The 21,618-nt window shown below is 36.1% G+C and carries 15 protein-coding genes; 2 read left to right on the forward strand and 13 right to left on the reverse strand.

Features of this window, described 5'->3' with window-relative positions; all coding sequences use genetic code 11:
• Positions 1 to 608: 608 nt before the first annotated feature.
• The 11 genes from T323_RS0101715 to T323_RS0101765 all read right to left on the reverse strand — a co-directional run bounded on the left by T323_RS0101715 (position 609) and on the right by T323_RS0101765 (position 16,153).
• A complete protein-coding gene (locus T323_RS0101715; RefSeq protein WP_026671746.1) occupies positions 609 to 1,457 on the reverse strand; it encodes an SDR family oxidoreductase in 849 nt (282 codons plus the stop codon).
• Entirely contained in the window at positions 1,451 to 2,530 is a 1,080-nt protein-coding gene (gene uxuA / locus T323_RS0101720) for a mannonate dehydratase (protein WP_026671747.1), read from the reverse strand. The genes T323_RS0101715 and uxuA overlap by 7 nt, the downstream gene beginning before the upstream one ends.
• Before the next feature lie 98 nt (positions 2,531 to 2,628).
• Positions 2,629 to 4,134, reverse strand: coding sequence for a GH39 family glycosyl hydrolase (locus T323_RS0101725; protein ID WP_026671748.1), 1,506 nt, complete (start codon positions 4,132 to 4,134; stop codon positions 2,629 to 2,631).
• Between the two features lie 23 nt (positions 4,135 to 4,157).
• Positions 4,158 to 5,039 (reverse strand): carbohydrate ABC transporter permease, encoded by an 882-nt coding sequence (locus tag T323_RS0101730; protein ID WP_026671749.1) that lies wholly within the window; start codon positions 5,037 to 5,039, stop codon positions 4,158 to 4,160.
• A gap of 15 nt (positions 5,040 to 5,054) precedes the next feature.
• Positions 5,055 to 6,023, reverse strand: coding sequence for an ABC transporter permease (locus T323_RS0101735; protein WP_026671750.1), 969 nt, complete (start codon positions 6,021 to 6,023; stop codon positions 5,055 to 5,057).
• Positions 6,024 to 6,246: 223 nt separating this feature from the next.
• The gene (locus T323_RS0101740; protein WP_026671751.1) at positions 6,247 to 7,893 is read right to left on the reverse strand and encodes a type 2 periplasmic-binding domain-containing protein; all 1,647 of its coding nucleotides are present in this window, start codon (positions 7,891 to 7,893) and stop codon (positions 6,247 to 6,249) included.
• 371 nt (positions 7,894 to 8,264) lie between these two features.
• On the reverse strand, positions 8,265 to 8,906 hold the full coding sequence (locus T323_RS0101745) for a YesL family protein (RefSeq protein ID WP_026671752.1): 642 nt from the start codon (positions 8,904 to 8,906) through the stop codon (positions 8,265 to 8,267).
• An 86-nt stretch (positions 8,907 to 8,992) separates the two neighbouring features.
• Positions 8,993 to 11,053, reverse strand: coding sequence for an alpha-glucuronidase family glycosyl hydrolase (locus tag T323_RS0101750; RefSeq protein ID WP_026671753.1), 2,061 nt, complete (start codon positions 11,051 to 11,053; stop codon positions 8,993 to 8,995).
• Between the two features lie 16 nt (positions 11,054 to 11,069).
• Entirely contained in the window at positions 11,070 to 12,734 is a 1,665-nt protein-coding gene (locus T323_RS0101755; protein WP_026671754.1) for an ABC transporter substrate-binding protein, read from the reverse strand.
• Positions 12,735 to 12,851: 117 nt separating this feature from the next.
• Positions 12,852 to 14,585, reverse strand: coding sequence for a sensor histidine kinase (locus tag T323_RS0101760; RefSeq protein WP_035177242.1), 1,734 nt, complete (start codon positions 14,583 to 14,585; stop codon positions 12,852 to 12,854).
• A gap of 14 nt (positions 14,586 to 14,599) precedes the next feature.
• Positions 14,600 to 16,153, reverse strand: a complete 1,554-nt coding sequence (locus T323_RS0101765) for a response regulator transcription factor (RefSeq protein WP_035177244.1) — start codon at positions 16,151 to 16,153, stop codon at positions 14,600 to 14,602.
• Between the two features lie 320 nt (positions 16,154 to 16,473).
• On the opposite strand from T323_RS0101765, the gene T323_RS25655 reads away from it, so the two are divergent.
• Positions 16,474 to 17,127 (forward strand): YesL family protein, encoded by a 654-nt coding sequence (locus tag T323_RS25655; protein ID WP_051556297.1) that lies wholly within the window; start codon positions 16,474 to 16,476, stop codon positions 17,125 to 17,127.
• A 334-nt stretch (positions 17,128 to 17,461) separates the two neighbouring features.
• Here the strand turns inward: T323_RS25655 and T323_RS0101775 are convergent, their stop codons facing one another.
• Positions 17,462 to 18,907 (reverse strand): arabinan endo-1,5-alpha-L-arabinosidase, encoded by a 1,446-nt coding sequence (locus tag T323_RS0101775; protein WP_035177248.1) that lies wholly within the window; start codon positions 18,905 to 18,907, stop codon positions 17,462 to 17,464.
• A 187-nt stretch (positions 18,908 to 19,094) separates the two neighbouring features.
• On the opposite strand from T323_RS0101775, the gene T323_RS0101780 reads away from it, so the two are divergent.
• The gene (locus T323_RS0101780; protein WP_026671758.1) at positions 19,095 to 20,375 is read left to right on the forward strand and encodes a glycoside hydrolase family 27 protein; all 1,281 of its coding nucleotides are present in this window, start codon (positions 19,095 to 19,097) and stop codon (positions 20,373 to 20,375) included.
• 23 nt (positions 20,376 to 20,398) lie between these two features.
• Here T323_RS0101780 and T323_RS0101785 read toward each other — a convergent pair whose 3' ends face one another.
• Entirely contained in the window at positions 20,399 to 21,502 is a 1,104-nt protein-coding gene (locus T323_RS0101785) for a GntR family transcriptional regulator (RefSeq protein WP_026671759.1), read from the reverse strand.
• Positions 21,503 to 21,618 lie beyond the last annotated feature (116 nt).

The following is a 21,618-nucleotide window of genomic DNA, read 5'->3' on the forward strand; positions in this document are numbered from 1 at the left end:
TTCTGTTGTCAATTCATTTTTAATATTTTTATTACTATTATTCATGCTATTTCACAAACTCGTTACATTTTATTGTAAACGGAAACATAGTTGTTGTAACAACATTAAATCCAATTTCATTTATTACTCTATTTTCTTGATTTTCACTATGACTATATGTTTAATTAAATAGTTGGTTTTGAGTCAACTACTAATAAGGGAAATGTTATGTTAATAAAAATATTAATATTAAAAATAGCCATTTTATGACTGAGGAAGTAAAGGGAGAGGGAAGGACAGTACAGATAGTAATATAGTTACACAATTAATAATGTGATTAAATTTGAACTATAACCCTTTTTTATTGTACAGTCACAAATTCCCCTTTATTTAATTGTTATAGTGCGGTGGAACATCCTAAAAGTGCACACCCAAAATTGCGTTTTTGTAAATGGATTTAACCTGGAGATATATTTGCAACGCCACTGACATAGGTCTGTTATTTTACAAATACAACATACTCAAACCTATGGCTATCACTTATCATTTCACCACGAAATACGAACAGGCTGTCGATTGTTTATCGACAGCCTGTTTTTTCTATATAAATTGTCAATTCCAAAATTAGATTACACACCAGAATACGCCAAAAATCCCCCATCAATTGGAACTGTAATACCCGATATAAAGCCTGACATATTTTCATCACATAGCCATAACAACGCTCCGAGCAAGTCTTCTGGCTTGCCAAACCTTTGCATTGGGGTATGTTTTAGAATTTTATATGCTCTTTCAGTTAGTGAGCCATCTTCATTCGTCAACAACCTTTTATTTTGGTCAGTAAGAAAAAAACCAGGAGCAATTGCATTCACTCTAATACCAACATCAGCCATATGAACAGCTAACCATTTTGTAAAATTATCAATCCCCGCTTTAGCTGCACTATATGCAGGTACTTTTGTCATCGGTGAAGGAGCACTCATTGATGATAGATTAATTATCGTTGCTCCATCACGATGTATCATTTGTTTAGTAAACACTTGTGTCGGAATAATCGTGCCAATCATATTTAGATTGAAAACAAATTGAAATCCATCCTTAGTTAAATCAAAAAACGTCTTCACTTCAGCATGTTGAAGGTCATCGACTTTGAATGTCTCATTCGTAGTTGTTCCATCTGGATGATTTCCACCTGCACCATTAATTAAAATATCACAACTACCAAACTTGGCTGTAATTAACTGCTCTGCTTCTTTTACACTATTTACATCTAATACGTCACAAGACACAGCGTATGCGCTTCCCCCATTTTCCTGAATTTCCTTTTCCACTTCTTGACCTTTTTCTAATTGTCGATTTAATATGGCTACTTTCACACCTTGCCTTCCAAGTTCCTTCGCCATAGCACCACATAATACTCCACTTCCTCCCGTAATAACGGCCACTTTTCCTTTAAGGTTTTTGTTTATAGTTAACATGGTATTCCCTCCTCTTTTTGTCTTTCAAGCAGGTCCCATATTCCCCATAAGTACATTATTCCTAACCCACGGTCATATAAACCGTAACCTGGTCGACAACTCTCCCCCCAAATATGACGGCCATGATCTGGTCTAGCATACCCTTTAAAACCTATATCATGGTATGCCTTCATCACTTTAATAAGATCTACTGTTCCGTCTTTTGAGCGATGAGAAGTTTCAACAAAATCTCCGTTCTCGTATGCCTTTATATTTCGGATATGTGCAAAATGGATACGGTCTGCAAACTCCTTTACCATCTCTGCTACATCAAGTTTCGGATTTGCTCCTAATGAACCACTACATAGAGTGAGTCCATTATTCGGATGATCAACAAGTTTTAAAAACCGTTGAATATTTTCTTTGTTGGTTATAATTCTTGGCAACCCAAACACAGAGAACGGGGGATCGTCTGGATGAATCGCCATCTTTATTCCATTCTTTTCAGCTACAGGAATAATACACTTTAAGAAATATTCTAAATTCGCCCATAAGTCTTCTTCTGTTACACATTTGTATTGTTCAAACAAACGTGTTAAAGATTGTAATCGACGAGGTTCCCATCCTGGCATAGTACGAGAAGAGTTTTTTGCAATCGTGTTGACGAGGACCCTTGGGTCAATATGTTTTATTTTTTCACTTTCAAAAAATAACGCTGTCGAACCATCATCTAGCTCTTTATATAAATCTGTCCGTGTCCAATCAAACACCGGCATAAAATTATAGCAGATGACTTTCACACCAACAGTTGCTAGTTTTTTTAAAGTATTTTTGTAGTTTTCAATATAGTTCTCTCTTGTCCGAAGGCCTAATTTAATATCCTCATGTACATTCAAGCTTTCAACAACATCAATATGGAATCCATGTGTATCTGCTTGTTGTTTTACTTGCACGATTCGTTCTATCGGCCATTCTTCACCAGCAGGAATATCATGAAGCGCCCAAACAATTCCTTCTACTCCAGGAATTTGCTTCACATATTCTAGCGGAATAGAATCATTCCCTTCTCCGAACCAGCGAAATACCATTCTCATTAAATCGCTCCCCCTTCCCACTTCCATCTTATTTATTTATGTCTACACCAGCACTTCAACTTTATTATCGTAGTTTAAGAGGATAACAACATCACCATTTATGAATACGAGGGGATTAGGGAATCATCCAAACCAATATATGAATCACTTTCATCATGAATCGGCATACATTCTATCATTGATAATTCATTTTTCGTTAGTGTAATCGTAATCGTTAGTTTATCGTCCTCACTTATTTTCTGAGCCGTTCTAATAAGAGGCACCGAAGCATGCTTGAACGTTTCAACCATCTGTTTACTCGGAAACCGCGGGCGACCAAATTCCTTCCAAACTTTCCATGGGTTTGCATAATTCTCATCGACGGTTTGTCGCTTTATAAACACCTTTCCAGTAACAATTGGGATTTCAATTGTCACTTCTTTTTGAAAGCCATCGCCCTTTTCCATAACTAGATTCCAAATAACAAGTGCAATTGAACCGTCCTTTCTCCTTGTCACTACCGTTTCTTCATCTCGGTACAATTGCTCTTCCCCAAGCAGGCTAAAAAAAGCGAAGAGGTGAAACGTCGGCTTCGGTACTTCATTGAGCCCAATTAAGCCAAACCCTCCGTGGAACTGCGCTTTAGGAACATCACGTTCCTCAAAGATATCGCTAAATGTCCAATATGAAAACGAATCAACATAATCACCGCCTTCACTAAGTATCCGAGCAAGATAAGTTGCATTAAGTGGTGTATCATGTACCGGATTAATGGGACTGTAAGAAGTGTTATATTCTGTAATATGAAAAGGTAAATGAGGAAAAGGTGAAGCATCAATGATTTCTCTGACCTTTTTAAATTCATTTAGCATTTTTTCATTCTCTGCAAGTTCTTGATAGTAATAATCTGGTGTCACTTTGTTTGGTGACTTCGAGGTATAAGCATGACGGGATACAAAATCTACGGGGACATTTTTCTCATGACAGAACTGTAAAAACTCCACGATCCACTCATCTGACCCACCACATATAGCTGGTCCTCCGACTTGAATATTAGGATGAACTTGCTTAATCGCCTTTGTTGTTACTTCATACAGCTTGAAGTATTCCTTTTTGTTGGCATCTTTCCAAAAATTTACGAGATTTGGCTCATTCCATATTTCAAAAGGCCACGTAAGTACTTCCTCAATTCCATATCTAGTAACAAAATGTGTGATAATAGCAGTAATCAACTCACTCCATTTTTTGTAATCATTGGGTGGTGAAATGTTTCCCTGCCACGTAAAAACAGTTTCTTCACTCGATGCTAGCCGTTTAGGCATAAAACCTATTTCCACAAACGGTTTGATTCCAAGCTGTAAATAAGAGTCAAAAATTCGGTTAATGTATGTGAAGTTGTAGAAGGAACGTATTTCACCGTTCACCTCTATCTCTCTATATATGCCGACATCATCATGTAACAGTCCGTGACCTCTAATATATTGAAACCCAATTTTCTCTTGTACTAACTTTAGGTGGTCCAAGTAATCTTTTTGTAACGCTAAACCTAAACGTCCGGTTCCCACACAAAACTTCCAATTTTTCTTAAAGGTTGATTTCCTTGTTCCGACTATAATATTTTTCATAAAGCCTCCATCCCCATTCTTCATTACTCTTTTTCAGCCCCTAAAACAATCCCTTTCACAAAATATTTTTGAATAAATGGATAAACGATTAACATTGGTAATGCCGCTATAAAAATTTGTGCAGATTGGACTGTTCTTTGAGATAAGTTCCGCAATGTTTCCGCATCGGTAATTTGGCTAAAATCCTGTTGAACAATAATCGTTTGTAAGAAAGTTTGTAGCGGGTAATTTCTAGCATCGTTATTGTAAATTAAGCCATCAAACCATGAGTTCCAATGGAACACCATTGTAAATAAGGAAACCGTTGCAATCGCTGGCACCGCAATAGGTAAATAAATTTTAAGGAAAATTTGAAAATGATTAGCTCCATCGATTGTAGCGGATTCTTCCAATGACTTTGGTACAGATGTTCGGAAAAAATTTAATAATAATATTAAATTAAAGGCGTTTATCGCTGTAGGTAAAACTAGGGCCCAAATCGAGTTTGTTAAACCAAGACCTGTAACTACCATATAAGTTGGAACTAAACCGCCATTAAAAATCATCGTAATGATAAAGAACCAAACATAAATTTTCCGACCTTTAAATTCATGGTCATATTTAGCAAGAGCATAAGCTGCACATAACAGTGCTCCCATTGATATTACTGTTCCAATTACAACACGAAGGATAGAAATCAAAAACGAACGAATAAAATTATCATTCCCAATTGTTCGTTGATACGCATCGAGTGTAAAATCGATCGGCCAAAATGTAACGATGTTTGCTGCTGCTGCTCCACTTCCACTTAGTGACACCGCCAAAATATGCACAAGAGGTAAAATACAAAGTATAGCCATTAAGATGAGAAAGCTATAATTAAATAAAGTGAAAACCATATAGCTTTTCGTTTTATAGACACGCATTTCGTCTCCTCCTTCCTAGAAAATTCTCCAGTTTGCGTATTTATAGGCAAAGCGATAGCCGATAATGATAAGAACTAAGCTGATAACAGATTTAAACAATCCAACAGCTGTACCATAACTAAAGTCACCACTTACTAACGAAACCCGATAAACATACGTATCAATAATGTCTCCCGTTTGATAGACGAGTGGATTGTAAAGATTAAAAATTTGGTCAAAGCCTGCATTTAATATATTTCCGAGTGATAATGTACCAACTACAATAATGATCGGTAGCATGGCTGGAATTGTAATATAAAGAGTTTGCTTCCAACGGTTCGCGCCATCAACAACAGCTGCCTCATATAAACTAGGATTTACAGCCGTAATTGCTGCTAGAAATACAATTGTATTAAACCCGGTTTCTTTCCATAAATCACTTATAATCACAGTAGTTCGAAACCAGTCATTGCTTCCTAAGAAAAAAATCGGATCAAAACCGAAGAATCCAATGACTTGATTGACAAGACCTCCATCCGGAGAAAGTAAATCTAGTAAAATACCGCCTAAAATAACCCATGATAAAAAATACGGCAAATATATAATCGTTTGAACCGTTCGTTTAATGACCATCTTGTACATCTCATTTAATAGTAAGGCTACCGTAATGGGAACAATTAACCCAAAAATAATCTTTAAAACCGAAATGACAATCGTATTCCAGATTACTTGTCTTGCATAATCGTATTCAAACATCGTACGAAAGTGTTCAAGTCCGACCCATTGTGAACCTGTAATACCTAACCACGGTTTAAAATCTTGAAATGCCATAATAATCCCAAACATCGGGCCGTATTGAAAAATAAGCCCTAACACTAATGCAGGTATTACTAGTACATGAAGCTGCCATGTTCTTTTCAAATCCCACTTTTGCTTTTGCTTTTTTATTTTTAATTGCTTCGTAACGCTATTAGTCCGATTGTGGACGACTTGCTGACTCTCCATGCCTTCCCCTCCAATCCATAAACAAAATACCTAGTTAAGAAAAACGCGGAGCGTCTTTTCTTTCAAGTGAAGTGCGGAGCCTTCGCTCTTCTTGAAATAGCTTTCAAAGCTTCACTGCTACACCAAAATTTTTATGCTTTCTAAGCTTTTAAAGAAAGCGCGAATGTATAAATCGGAATATTCCGAAAACAATTCGCGCCTTTTTAGTTTACATATCCTTCAATTAGTTTCGAACGGAGTCATACCACTCGTTTACTTCTTGTGTGATCGTTTCTCCACCAGAAGCTAGCCATTCCTCAACAAATTGGTCAAATGTACTTATTGGCTTGTTTCCATAAATAATATCAACAAATGTTTCATCTTCTAATCTTTCCAAATGCTCTGATCTAGAGCTCATTGTATCTGTCGGTGGTCCAGAAAATTCGTTTACAATTCGAATATCATTTTGCTTATTTACGATGGCAGCCGCTTCAATATAATCAGGGTGACGTCCAGCCAAGTTCGCTTCATACCCATTGACAGGGTCTCTACCGGTTTCATGAAACTCTTCTAATAGCCCATACATTTCATATGGAATAGTCGGGATATTAGTTGGCAAGAAATATCGGCCTGGATCAACATGGTCTTCACCTGTTATTTCTTCAAATTCAGCAATATTATAGATGGGCTCACCATCTTTCATTACATAATCGTATCCTTCAAACAATCCATAAGGGAAATGGTCGGATTCTCCTAATGGATAACCTAATATCGTATCCCAATACTCAAAGAATTTATCAAAATATTCAAACTCACTGTTAAACAAGAAAGATCCTACTATTAAACCTTCGCCACGGCGGCCTGCATCACCATTAGGTCCTGTAACATGTGGAAATGGTTTGACAACAGCATCCGGAATTACTTGTTCAATCTCACCAATTGGATAGCCATGTGCCCATGGTGGTGCTGCCATTATTCCAGATCTACCTGAAATAAAGCTTTCTTGTGCATCGCCTGCACTTAAAATGGCAAAATCTGTGGCTAAGTACCCCTTTTCATACCATTCATTAATTTTAGCAAGTCCATCTTTCACATTAGGTTGGATTGAGCCATATACAAGAGAACCATCTTCTCCTTGGCTCCAGTTCCCAGGGACATAATCTCCAAATGCGCCGAATACCCAAGCTGAATCCGCAATATTTCCTCCACGGAATCCTTGATCTCCGGCAGCAAAGGTAATCCCTATCGTATCATCTCTTCCTGTTTCGTTCGGGTCTTCATGAACGAATACTTCCATAATGTGCTCTAGTTCTTCTAGTGTTTCAGGAGCTTCTAAATCAAATTTGTCTAGCCAGTCTTGGCGAATCCAAAGTAGTGTGTCTGATCCATTACCTCCAGAGTATCGTGGAACCCCAAAAATCTCACCATTTTCATTTGTTGACGGATAAAAGGCCTCGGGGAACCTTTCAAACAACTCTTTTATCCTCGGAGTAGCATGCTCCTCAATGACATCATCAATTGACCGTACAAGTCCTGATTCTATTAAATCTGCCTTAATGCTATTATTTGAGACGAGAAAAACATCTGGCAGTTTCTCACGGGACGACATCATTAAACGCAATTGAGTATTGAATTGTTCATCATTCGGTTGCGTCCACTCTGTAACAAATTTTATTCCTAGTTCTTCTTCTGCCCATCTTGTTACAACATTATCATGAACATTTTCCCCATCTTTAAAAACGGTTCCATCATCGAGTACACGTGCAGTTGTAATCGTAACAGGACCGTCTTCCTCTGAAACTTGATCTGAGTCAGCTTCTTCATTTGAACAAGCTGCCAGAATACCAACACTTACTACTAGAGACAAAAGCAAAGATAATGATTTTTTCATTTGTTCTCCCCCTAAATTTAAGTATAATTTCACACTTTTTATAAAAGCTAGTTCAGAGTTTGGCATCCCCCCAATCAAAAATCAAAACTTTTTACTATGTTTTTTCGCAACGTGTGGAACCCTTCTCCTTTTTAGAAAACGGTTACATTATTTAAATCAACTACTCTGTCCTTCTATCTATACATAAATTATACGAATGGACGAAACTAAAGAAAACTAAGTAAAATATAGTTCATACTTAGAGAAGTATAGATGTTTTACATTCATGAAACACTCTTGACAGATACAATCTAGCGAATGAGCAAAAACTAAAAAAAGGCCACTGTAAAAGGCGAATTACCTTCTCAATGACCTTACAATTTCACAAATTTTTATTCATAGCTTATTTCTGACCCTTTTCGTTTCACTTCCAAATGCTTAAACCCATAAAACGCAACTCCCATTAAAATGAACCCTACTGTACTTGCACCAAACAACGGGATTAATCCAGGGATAAACATAAATAAATAATAGGCAGACAATAACATAATCACCATTACCATAACGACCAATGGACTTAATAAACTTATAAGAAAAGCTTGCCTGATGTACTGATAAAACGGTAAATCATAGTGGACATAAACAGGAATTATAAAAAATAACATTAGAATATAAGCACATGTTGCCATCACCAAAAAAAGAAAGAAAATACTATGCAGGACTCCAGTAAACTGCACTAGCAGTTGAAAATTTATAAATAATATATAAGCACTAACAAATAATAACAACGCTAGAGCATTCGCTTTAACAAACTCTTTTTTGTAAGTGGTCCTAAAAAGCTTACCTATTGGAATCTCTTTATCCCCTTTTAACCATTTACGAATGACGGTGAGCATCGCAACCGACGCTGGCATAATCCCCCAAAAAACGAGTCCAACTACAGTAAAGAAAATCCACAACAAATTAAGATAAGCGAATCGTGTCACCCATTCACTTATTTGATAAAAGCTTCCCATTACCCCTTGTCTTTCCATTTTTTATCCTCCATTTTTATTCACCGTCTTAAAAAAGAGCAAATTTAGAACGCTTCTTGAATCATTCCAAATTGCTCTTTATTATCTCAATAAATCTTTCTTTGTTTTTCATCTTTGATTCCTGATTTGCGGAAAAAATACGTGTTAATAATGTCTCGCCACTCTTTCGCATGCTCAATTTGTTCTTCAAGACGCTGTAAAACATTATCGTATCGTTCACTATCAATCTTAGTCATTAGCGAAACCCATTGCTCTTTTAAATGGATTGCTTGTTCAACCCCTTCAAAGTGGGTATCATAAATGTGTTGAATGACTGATTTACCTGATTGTAACTTGTGCGTATAAGGAACATGATGAAAAAATAATAAAAGATCATCTGGACATGTATCAAGAGATTCGTATAAATCTCTATTCTCTTTAAAATATTGTTCAGTGTAACCTGTCCCTGTTTTTACAGTTCGGTCCACACCGATCCCATAACAATCTGCATAATGATAAGTCCCCCATACCGAATATTCGTACCCATCCACATTTGGCCCATAATGATGATCTGGATTGACCATCCAACCGACCCCTAATGGAGATGTATAGCTTTCATATATGGGCCACGATTCAAAAAGGATTGTCGTCACTTTCTGAATAACTTCTGAATCGTTACCAAATGTTACACGTACCCATTCGTTTGTAATTTCCTCTACAGATAGGTCTGGATTCCATACTAATCGTCCATACCCAAATAAATTTGCTTGTGCAAGTTGATGTCCAGTCCAGTTTGAATCATCACCAATATTGGAAACAGCTGTAATTCCACTTAATTCATTATTGAACGTTGACCCAGCAACAATTCGCTTAATTGGCGAACCTTCTCCTTTTGCAAAAGTCTCAAACTCCAGTATTTCTTTCCACTGTGGAAGCAAATAACAAACATGTCTTTGTTGTCCTGTATACTCTTGTGTAATTTGAAGCTCTAGCATTTGGTTTGTATCACTCATTGCACCAAATAAAGGGGAAACTGCTTCACGAACTTGAAAATCCATCGGTCCATTTTTAATTTGAAGCAATACATTTTTATGGAACTGACCATCTAGTGGTTTAAAATGATCATACGCAGCTTTCGCTCGATCTGTTTTACGATCACGCCAGTCTTGCATGCAGTTATAGACGAAGCATCGCCAAATAACAATACCTTGAAAAGGCGCAAACGCTTCAGCTAACATATTTGCCCCATCAGCATGATTGCGCTCATAAGTAAAAGGACCTGGTCGATGTTCCGAATCTGCTTTTACGACAACCCCGCCAAAATCAGGTATATACCGATAGATTTCTACTGCTTTTTCTTTCCACCATGCTCGTACTTCACTATCTAACGGGTCGGCTGTTAAAAGTCCACCTAATTCGATTGGACTCGCATAATTAATACTTAAAAATGTCTTGATTCCATATTGCCTAAATATAGTAGCCATTTCTGCAACTTCCGGTAGCCATTTCTCTGTAATCAACTTTGTTTCCACTTTATGAACATTTACATTGTTAATGGATATTCCGTTAATTCCAATGGACGAAAGCAGTCTTGCATAATCTTTTATTCTTTCTTTCTCTTTCGTAATCGTATTATTCTCATAGAATATAGAACTACCAGCATATCCTCTCTCAATACTACCATCCATATTGTCCCACTGATTCATCATCCGTAAACGATTTTTCGGATTTTCAATTTGGTCTAAATCGTTTAAATTTGTTCTTGTTTGAATAAACCGTAATAAATGAAAACTGCCATACAGTACTCCTTTATCCGTTTTTCCAGCAATAATGATAGAAGACGTCCCGTTGTAATCTTTTGTTTGAATGATATAACCATCGTCATGAAGTGAAAAGGCAAATGTTTTATCTAGTCGATCAATGGTCGTTAATACAACCGTAGGCATTTTTGGATGTTCTGTATACACAGTCGGTTTCTGACCGTTCAAACCTGAAAATGCTCCAACAAGCTCCCTCTTTGCGGATTCAATAATTGGTGATGTTTCTAAGAGCGTAATTGAAGATAGCCATTTTTTATTTTCCGATAGCCATGTTTGGTCCTGTATTCTATCATACCTTAACCAAGCTTTATACCCTTCTGTTCTTTTTAAATGCTGTACAGTCACAATTTCCCCTCCCTTTAGGCTAATTCCTGTCCTTGCTCCATTCGATCCGTTGTGAAATAAACTCGTTCATGACTTTTTCATAGGCTTCAATATTTAACTGTTCATATTCATTCACGTATTCTTCCCACTTTCCTTCAAATTCGCTAGGCTTACATAATACTAATTGCGGATACCACAATCTTTGTAGCCGTTGCGCTTGTTCTTTAAAAATCGCAGCATCAGAACCTGGTTCAATGTGCGCACTCCATGCCGGAAACCATGGTCGTTCTTTCGGTTCAGCAAAAAGATCAGAAAATACGTCAAGATTATAAGCCTCTAGTAGAACTTGTTCTTCTTTTGTGTAATTTACTATGGCTACTTCTGGCTGACGCCTCGCTTCCCAAGCATTTCCATCAGGAAACAGTCCCGCTCCACGAGGCCAATACCATTCAAATATGGAAATCCCGAATTGCTCTTTAAACTCTTCTTGACTTATTTTCATCATTTGCTCCTTCGTTCGATAATAACGACCGTCTTCATTCACTTCATATGTTTCTCCTTCAATTCCCCATGAAATTAGCTTTTGATTTTCCTCTTCCATTAAATAATCCCAAAATTGCATTATGCGCACCGGGTCGTCTGCACTTTTTGTAATTCCTATTCCACGGTTAGAATTAAAGGAAGGCGGGTCCACATACTGATCCTTGATACCTTCGTCAAAAACAATTGGCAAGGCCATATATTCTCTGTCATCATCCCCTTTTGCACTTAAATAGTTAAATGCTTGCCCGACCTGCCAGCGATAATCAAAAAAGCCGAGCACTCTCCCTGAAGAAATTGTATCTAAATACTCTTCATACGTTGTTACAAATGCTTTATCATCAAACAATCCTTTATCATTTATTTCATTAAGCTTTTTTAAATATCGTTTCGTCATCTCTTTATTTCCATATACACTTGCTTTAAAAGTCTCCATATTCACGATGACATCTCCATCATTCGGATATCCTGCAAGATGAGCGGGTGGATTTGTCATCGCAAAAAAACGCCAATCATTCGTTAAAGCAGTAAAACCAATTGTTTTCTCACCGTTTATTTCTGGATATTTCGACACATAGGACTCAATTAAATGAAAATATTCATCAAGCGTTATTACTTCAGGATATCCAAATTCCTTTAATATGCCTCTTTGAATCCAAAAAGCACCTTGGTCAATATCCGGGTTGGCCAAAAAGCCATGACTTGCTCCAAAAGGGATAAAATAAATATTTCCATCTTCATGTGTCATCAAGTCCAAGTATGGTTCATACACTTTTTTTAGATTTGGAGCATGCTCTTCCATTAAGTCATTTAACGGGATAAATGCATCTGCTTCCATTATTTTGTCTATCGCCACATCTGGACTCATCATGTCAGGGTATTGACCACTGGCAATCATAACACCAATTGTTGTATCAAGATCATTTGATGGATATTCGACTTTAATATTGACTCCTGTATCCTCTTCAAACCGTTTTCCTAACGTTGTCATATTTGAATAGATATTTTGGCCATTTGTGACCGCATTAAAGTACGTAAACGTGACAGGTGTCCACTGTGGCTGTTCATCTGTAGCTTCTAGGTCAGATGATTCTTTATTTTGACAACCGACTACAAGCAATAAGCATACATATACAATACTTAATTTTAAACGACCGATTTTCATTTTACTTAACCCCTACCCAATCTTGTAACCTCAACCTGTAAGTGCTTACATTATACCTTCGTTTTTACTGAACTGTGACCCTAAAAACTAAAGTATTTTCTTTCAAAACCTTAGCCTTTATGTTTCATTCCTATTCCGAAAATAAATTTCGACCTTTGTTCCTTTATCTAATGAACTTAACATGTTAAAACCAAATCTTTCCCCATATAATAGTTGTAATCGGTAATATACATTTTTTACTCCGATGTTATCTGTCATCTCTTCTTTCCTTTTCAACGAATCTACTAAATGTTCAAGTTGACCGCTTTCCATCCCAACCCCATCATCTTCAATTGTACATACTATCCCATGTTTCTTCTTTTTAATTACAATCTGAATTGTACCCTTTTCTCTTTTAGGCTCAATTCCATGAATACTAGCATTTTCAACAAACGGAATGATCGACATATATGGAATTTGCCAATCTTTACATTCATCATCAATCGAGATTTGATAGGATAATTTTTCTCCAAAACGATACTGTTGAATTTCCAGAAAACTCTTCACAATTATTAATTCTTCGTTTACTGTCACCCAATCTTTCCCGTTGGAAATAGAGTTACGGAGTAGTTTAGCCATATTCTGAATAATATTCGCTGTCTCTTCTTCCTGTTTTAATAAGCTCCTCATTCTTATTGTTTCTAAAGCATTAAATAGGAAATGCGGATTGATTTGACTTTGTAACGCACTAAGCTGTGCTTGTTTTCTCTTTAGTTCAAGGTCCTTCTTTTGAATATTTGCGATATATACATCGTTAATAAGGTCATTGATTTTTTTTGACATTCTATTAAATTCCGTTGTTAATTGACCTATTTCATCTTGATATTCAACACCTGGAATTAGCTCAAAATTTTGATTTTTCATCCGTTTCATATGACGCAATATCCGTAATATACGAGTATGCAACGAACTTGAGATCCACATAATAATAAAAGAAGGAACAAAAAAGTTAATCGCTACTAAATATAAAATGAACTTACGAGAATGTTGAACTTCTTCTATTATCGCTTTCTCTGAAACAATCCCTACTAGTTTCCAATTAGATAAATAGTTCAAATCAAATTCTCGCTCAAATATGATTGTCTCCTTATTTCGGTCATTGTTGTAAAGCAAATGATGTAACTGCTTATATGTGCTACTTTGGTTCGTACTGTATTCAATTTGTTGTCTATCACTTAGTAAGTAAAGCTCCCCCTGAAACGTTGCATTTTCCATTGCATGTTGAATCATCTCAAAGTTCAAATCAATTTTCACATATTTTTCTCTTTCATTTTGTTGAAAGTAATTTAACTCTCTAACGACACTAAACGTATTTGTAGTACCATCCCTTTTTAACGTAGGATATGGTTCGTTTACTGAGAACAATTCTTTGAAAAAGGGCCTTGTTTCTTCATCCTTTATAATTTCTTCAATGCCACCAGCAAACAACATCGTCTCATTATCCGTGTAAAATGTGATTTGTTGAATTGAAGAATAAACCGGACTGTATTTATTAAAGTTTCTAAAAATCGTTTCGTAATCGTTTATATATTCAATTGGTGATTCATATTCCTTTTCAAGAAACTGGTGGAGGATACTATCCGTATAAATTGTTGTGGAAACACCAATAGCCTCGTCAACTGTATGAATAAAATCAGCTTCGATTTGCTGAAATGCCAATGTTAGATCATGCATTTTTTGTTTTTTTACATGATTGATTGTGACATGATAAAAAACAATATTTGTTAGTAGAATAGGTATGAAAACGCATAGGAAATAAATAAGCAGTAGCTTATGTTTGAGTAGGACATTATGGAAACTATATATTTTCATTAATATAAACCCCACTATTTGTTAAGTGATTTACGATATTCGGTAGGAGTTACTTTCTCTAATTTTTCAAATTGAGTCACAAAATAGTCTGCACTTTTAAATCCTACTTTTTCAGCAATTTCATATACTCGTAAATTAGTTTGTCTTAATAATTTTTTAGATTCCTGAATCCGCAGACTTAAAAGATAGTCTTTAAAATATACACCGTACGTCTTTTTAAAAAGTTGCCCCATATAAACAGGGTTCATATAAAACGTAGTGGCAATGCTTTTCAAACTAATACTTTTGTGAAAGTTTCGATCAATATAGCTTTTTATTTTGTTTATCTCGCTTTTCCCATTTTCCTTTCTTAATTCTCCTATATATGTAGTCACTTCAAATACAAAATGAGAAAAGACCTCTTTTATTTGTAGTAAAGTAAAAGAACAATAATTTACATTTTCAAGGGATTCCATTGTTTGTAAATCTTCACTCGTTCCGCCCATCCCTCTAATCGTTTTTATTGCTTTGTTTTTGCAGCGAATTAGAGCAACTCTCACCGCTTCTGGTGAATAAAGATTTGTTTCAAATTCATGAAAGATGTTATTTATTTTTTCTCGAATTAAAAGATTATTGTTTTCTTCAATACATTCTAAAAGTGCGTTCATGAAATGGTCCTCCATTTCAATACTAGTTACCCGTCTATCTTTTACTTTCTCATAAAATATCGGTTCATTTGTTGGTGACACATATTTGTATTGCAAACTTCTTAAAGCTGATTCATACGAGCTCGAAAATTGGTTTATATGGTCAACTACAACGCCAACATATACTGTAATACATTTCTGAACTTGAAGTTGTATTTTTTCTTGTATTTTTTTTGCCAGCGTCGTTATGCTGTGACCACCATAATCCGTAAGAATGAACCCGATCCGATTTCCTTCATGTTCTTTCATACAAACAGTCCCTTTCGTTATAATCGTTGAAACCGTTAGTCTAAGTAAACTTTTCTTTAATTCATTGCTTGACCGTTCCATTGGGTTATATGCCATGTCATTTATTTCAACAATCATATAAGCAAATTTTGTAGCGCAACGTAAGTATGTTACATTTGCTTGTTCCAAATGGAGTTGACATACAGTTCCTGACAACAAATGTCCCCATAATGTCTCTAACACTACTTCTTGCTCGTATTCTTTCACTTTCCTTTCTTCCTCAAGAGCGAGTGACAATTTCTTCAATGTCGTTTCTAGCTCCGTTTTATCGATTGGCTTTAAAAGAAAATCATGTACGCCATACCGAACTGCTTTTTGTGCATAAGAAAACTCATTGTGACCACTTAATATGATGAATTTTGTTACTGTTTCTTGTTGCTTCACGAGATCAATTAATTCCAAGCCATCTAGTACAGGCATACGAATATCGGTTATAACTAAGTCTGGTTTTACCTTCTTAATGACGTTAAGCGCATCTTCTCCATCAGTTGCTTCTGCACAAATTTGAAAACCGCATTCTTCCCAATTCACAAGTGTTATAATCCCTTTTCTTACAAAGTACTCATCATCTACTATTACAACTTGATTTAACATGTTTTCATTCCCCCTTATCTTTTAAGAAAATGAAAAAAACAAAGCTTGCAATCGCTTACAAAAATCCACTTTGTTCAGACATCCCACAAACTAAGTGTAGCAAATATACCTTTTTATTTCCAGAAAATTTCGATTACAATAATACCGTTAGAATGTTGTTGTCTTAAACCTTATCAATCTAAACTTATACTTAATATAAATGTTAATCTATTGTATTTCATGTTATGATATAGAATGAAAGTCATAGAATAAGATTTCAAAGTTCCACTGCTACACCAAAATTTTTATACTTTCTTATTGTAAAAAAAGGGGGAAACATTGTGGAAACAGGCACAGGATGGTCTAGCAAACTACTCGTCGTTTTTTCTTGGTTTGTAAGATTTACGTATATAAACCTTCTATGGATTTTATTTTCAGTATTAGGAGGAGTAATTTTCGGCTTCATGCCAGCAACAGCTGCAATGTTTGCAGTCATGCGCAAGTGGTTATTAGGAGAACGGGATAAACCATTATTTCCTCAGTTTTTCTCTTATTATAAAAAAGACTTTCTAAAACTAAATGGATTAGGACTCATTTTACTTCTGATAGCACTTATCTTATACGTAAACTTTAGTTTTCTTATCACATTGGATACTACTCTTAGCTTCATTCTTTTAATAGGCATTGTCATACTATCGTTTTTATATATTGTTGTTGTCATTCATTTCTTTCCTATTTTTGTTCATTTTCAATTGCCTCTTTTTCACTATTTAAAGATGGCTCTGACAATAGGATTATTTCAACCTTTCCGCACCATAGCTTACGTGCTTACTACGTTTATTCTTATTTATTTATTGTTATCATTTCCGGGGGCATTGCCGTTTCTATCTGGGAGTATCCTCGCTTTTATTGTCATGTCGTCATCATTAACATCATTCAAAAAAATGGAACAACAGTTTGAAGCCTATAACGAAAACAAAAGCGACTCAGAATAACATGAGTCGCTTTTATTTTATTTGGCGTTTATAGCTATCGGACTTGTATTCCGCTATTTAACAGAAAGCACCACTTTTTCATTTTTTATCGGACATCTGTTCCGTTATTAGCCCTAAAAACGGCAAAGTTTCCTCTCATTTTGCTGATTTAGCGGAACAGTTGACCGTTAACTTTCAAAAAACGTTACTTATTCTTACAATAGCGGATCGTGTGTCCCCTTGCACCGGGAAGCCTATGCCAACACATTGAATCCTCTCCCTTTCTGACATATTATCCGCTATCAGACTAAAATTAAATGTCCAATACATAACAAACAATGAAACGAACACCTTATTATTCTACCTTTTTCCCCCAAATTGCTGTTCCTGTATCATCAAGTCCTGTGAATACAATCGTTTCATTCCAATTTTCCCAATCCCACGCCGGTAACACAATCGCAGATGTTGTCATAAATTCACCATTTCCGATTGATTCGTAAATCGTTATCGTGTTATCTCCAGAAAGCTCCCAATAATCTTCCCCGTCCGTATCATTTACTTTACCATTTTTATGAAGTGTTAATGCTCTTGAACTTCTCATATCATCAAACAGTCGGTCAACTACAATCTTCTCCCATTCCCCCACAACGTCTTTCTCAGATATTGGCTGCTCAACTTCCCCAGCATATCTTTGTGGTGAAACTACTGGCCAGCCATCTTCTGTCCAAACCATTTTTCTTACATGAAGATGAGACCAAAATATATCATGACCTGCTCTTGCATTATGAATAAGGAAATAATCGTCTCCATCTTTTAACAAACCATTATGACCCGTTCCTTGCCATCCCGAATCATTGTCAAACATATACGGACCAACGATTTTCGTACCGACATCAGGTGAACCCGTATTCGTCTGAATATCCACTAAATCATTGCCATTATAATCGGTGTAAGGTCCTGTAATATCAGTTGATCTTCCGACTCTAACATTATACGTATCTTCTAACCAGCCATATGAAACTGTTAAATAAAACATATCGGTATCTTCATTAAAGATAATAGCTGGTCCTTCTAACGCTTGATGATCTTGACTTCCACGGTTGGCAATCAGTGTCCCTTCATCACCAGGTTGTTTTAACTTCCCAGTATTGCGGTCTAGTTCTGTAATAAAAATGCCACCTTGGTACGAACCAAAAACCATCCAAGGATTTTCGTCACGATCAAATATAATTCCTGGGTCAATCGCGTTGACTTTATAATCATCACTTATTGTTGTTTTAAACACTTCTCCTTCATCTTGCCAAGGGCCTTCAATTGATTCACTTGTCGCTAAACCAATATAGGAGTTTTTCGTTCCAAACTCGGAAACAGAATAATATAAATAGAAAGTTCCGTCCATTTCAACTACGTCTGGAGCCCAAAATATTGATGCTCCATTCGTCCATTCTCGTGCCTCTTCTGGAACACTCTCAAATACTCTACCGATAAATTCCCAATGAATTAAATCTGTGGACTTCCGTACCATAATTCCTGGCGTTGGTTCACCAGCGACTTTATAGTCCGTTGAAAACACATAATACGTATCGTCCACTTTAATAATCTCTCCATCATGTGTATTATTTGTCGTCCATTTATTTTCGTTATGAATAATGTTCGCATTCACTTTTTCTTTTAATGCTTCATCTGGAGGTTCTGGGTATTCTATTGAACTTGCTGATTGTCCTCCTAGAACTATTCCCCCAATGACACCTAGCAATAATACGCTAAAACCAATTAGAAGCCACACTTTGCTTTTTTTCATTGCTTCTCCCCCTCGTGTTTTCTACTTTCTTTTTGTACAACTCGATCCCCTATTTCTTTTCTTTACTCTTTCTTTTATAATTAATATATATATAAATATTAATTATTTATATTAACAATGATAGAATTTACTTTTTACCATGTCAACCATTTATCTAGGAAACAATGAATCGGAGGAGGTAAAAAAAATGAAACATAAGCAGTTTGCACCAACACCGCCAATGGGGTGGAACAGTTGGGATTGCTATGGAGCAAGCGTGACAGAGGAAGAAGTGATTGGGAACGCAGAATATTTAAAAACTCACTTATTACCGTTTGGATGGGAATATGTCGTTGTTGATATTCAATGGTATGAACCTACCGCTCGTTCATCTATTTATAATGCCTTTGCACCGCTAGAAATGGACGAATATTCTAGATTACAGCCTGCTGTTAATCGATTCCCTTCCTCACATTCTGGAAAAGGCTTTAAACCATTAGCAGATAAAATTCACGCTCTTGGGTTAAAATTTGGCATTCATATTATGCGTGGAATCCCAAGACAAGCTGTTCATGAAAACAGAGCAATTTTAGGTACTACAATAACAGCACGCGATATCGCCCACCCGAACTCAATTTGCCCTTGGAATACGGATATGTACGGTATAGATGTTACAAAAGAAGGTGCACAAGCGTACTATAATTCTTTATTTAATCTTTATGCGGAGTGGGAAGTTGATTTTGTGAAAGTCGATGATATCGCAGCATCAAAACTTTACGATACACATCTAGAGGAAATCAAACTTATTCGCAATGCGATTGACCAATGTGGCAGAGATATCGTTTTAAGCCTTTCTCCTGGTCCTGCTCCTATACAGTATGCAAAGGAATTAGGAGACAATGCAAATATGTGGCGAATGACGGATGACTTCTGGGACCAATGGCCACTATTACTTAACATGTTTGATCGATGTGAAGAATGGGAAAAATTTGTTTCGCCTGGAAATTGGCCTGATTGTGATATGCTTCCACTTGGCCATATCGGAATTCGATCCGTTGATGGCGGCGGTGCTGACAGATGGACACGGTTTACCAAAGCAGAACAACGAACAATGATGACATTATGGTCGATTTTTCGCTCTCCACTTATGTTTGGTGGCGAACTTCGTGACAATGACGACTGGACCCTTTCATTGTTGACAAATAAAGAAGTGCTCTCCTTACATAAAGCAAGTCACAGCAATCGTTTGCTTTATAAAAACGGAAACAAACGGATTTGGACAGCCAATGACTATGATGGGCATACATATGTGGCATTGTTTAATATCGGGGAACAAACCGAGACTTTATCCTTTTCTTTACAACAAGTAGGCTATACCTCTCCTAAACTTGTGCGAAATGTTTGGGAACAACAAGATTTAGGTGAAATGACTGATTTCTTTTCTTATTCATTACAAGCTCACGAATCTCTATTGATAAAGCTTTACTAATAACAAATCCCGATGATTTAAAATCATCGGGATTTTGTTGATTGACGCACGATGAGTTCTGGTTCATAAAGAATAGACTCAACAGGTGTTCGATTTTTATCTTTTTTACGGTTACCTAATTTTTCATCAAGAATCGTAGTCATCATACTTGCAGCACTTTCACCCATTTCCATTTGCGGGTGTTTAATCGATGTCAATTTCACCTCAGATGCTGTCGCTAAAAAAGAATCATCATAACCAACAATAGACATATCATCAGGGACACGAATCGAATGCTCTCTTAACACATCTAATACTTTCAATGCTAATTCATCATTATAACAAACAAGCGCGGTTGGAAGACTTTCCTTTTCTTTTACTAGTTTTCTCAATTCAGTAAGTGGTTTATCATTTTTTTCTTCACTATAATAATGAATGATGTTTTTCGGATCAATTGGCACGCCGTATTCACGGTGGGCTTTCACATAGCCTTTCATGCGTTTTATTCCTTGAATATCATCTGTTTTAAAGAAACCTACAATTTTTGTATGGCCTAATTTTAGTAAATGCTCAGTTTGAAGATATCCACCTTTTTCGTCATTCATAATGAGGCGTAGCGGTTCAAGCTCATCATAATAGGCATTAATCATGATATATGGGATATGTAAACGTTCTAAATTAAAAAAATAATTAATATTCGGATTTGAAAACGCGCTTTTCGTTGGTTCAATAATAACCCCACTAATGTTTTGCGAAATAATCGTTTCCAACACTTTTCTTTCATTCAAATAATCATTATTTGTGCTATACAAACTAATTTGATATTCTCGGTCACGTAAAAACGATTCTGCTCCTCTAATGATCGATGGAAATATATAATCAGAAATATAAGTCGTGACAATGGCAATTGTCGGATGGCTAGTACTCACTTCCGCTGTTCGCTCTGCACAAAACGTTCCGGCTCCTTGTTCACGATATAACCATCCTTCATTGACTAATTCCCCAATGGCGATACGAATCGTATGTCGGCTTACATTAAACTGCTTCATGAGTTCATTTTCTGAATTTATTTTTTGATTTGGCAAATAGGTTCCGTCTAATATTTTTGATTTTATATCTTGTTTTACTTTATTGTATTTTGTTTCCAACTCGTTCACCTCTATCCATACAGCGCTACTAAAACTAGGCTTTCCCTTTCCTTATTACGAACAAAAAAGGAGAGGGAAAGCCTAGCTACAATGTAACATTCATTTACATTATTAGC

It is taken from the genome of Alkalihalobacillus bogoriensis ATCC BAA-922, assembly GCF_000621445.1.
Lineage (GTDB): Bacteria > Bacillota > Bacilli > Bacillales > Bacillaceae_F > Bacillus_AO > Bacillus_AO bogoriense.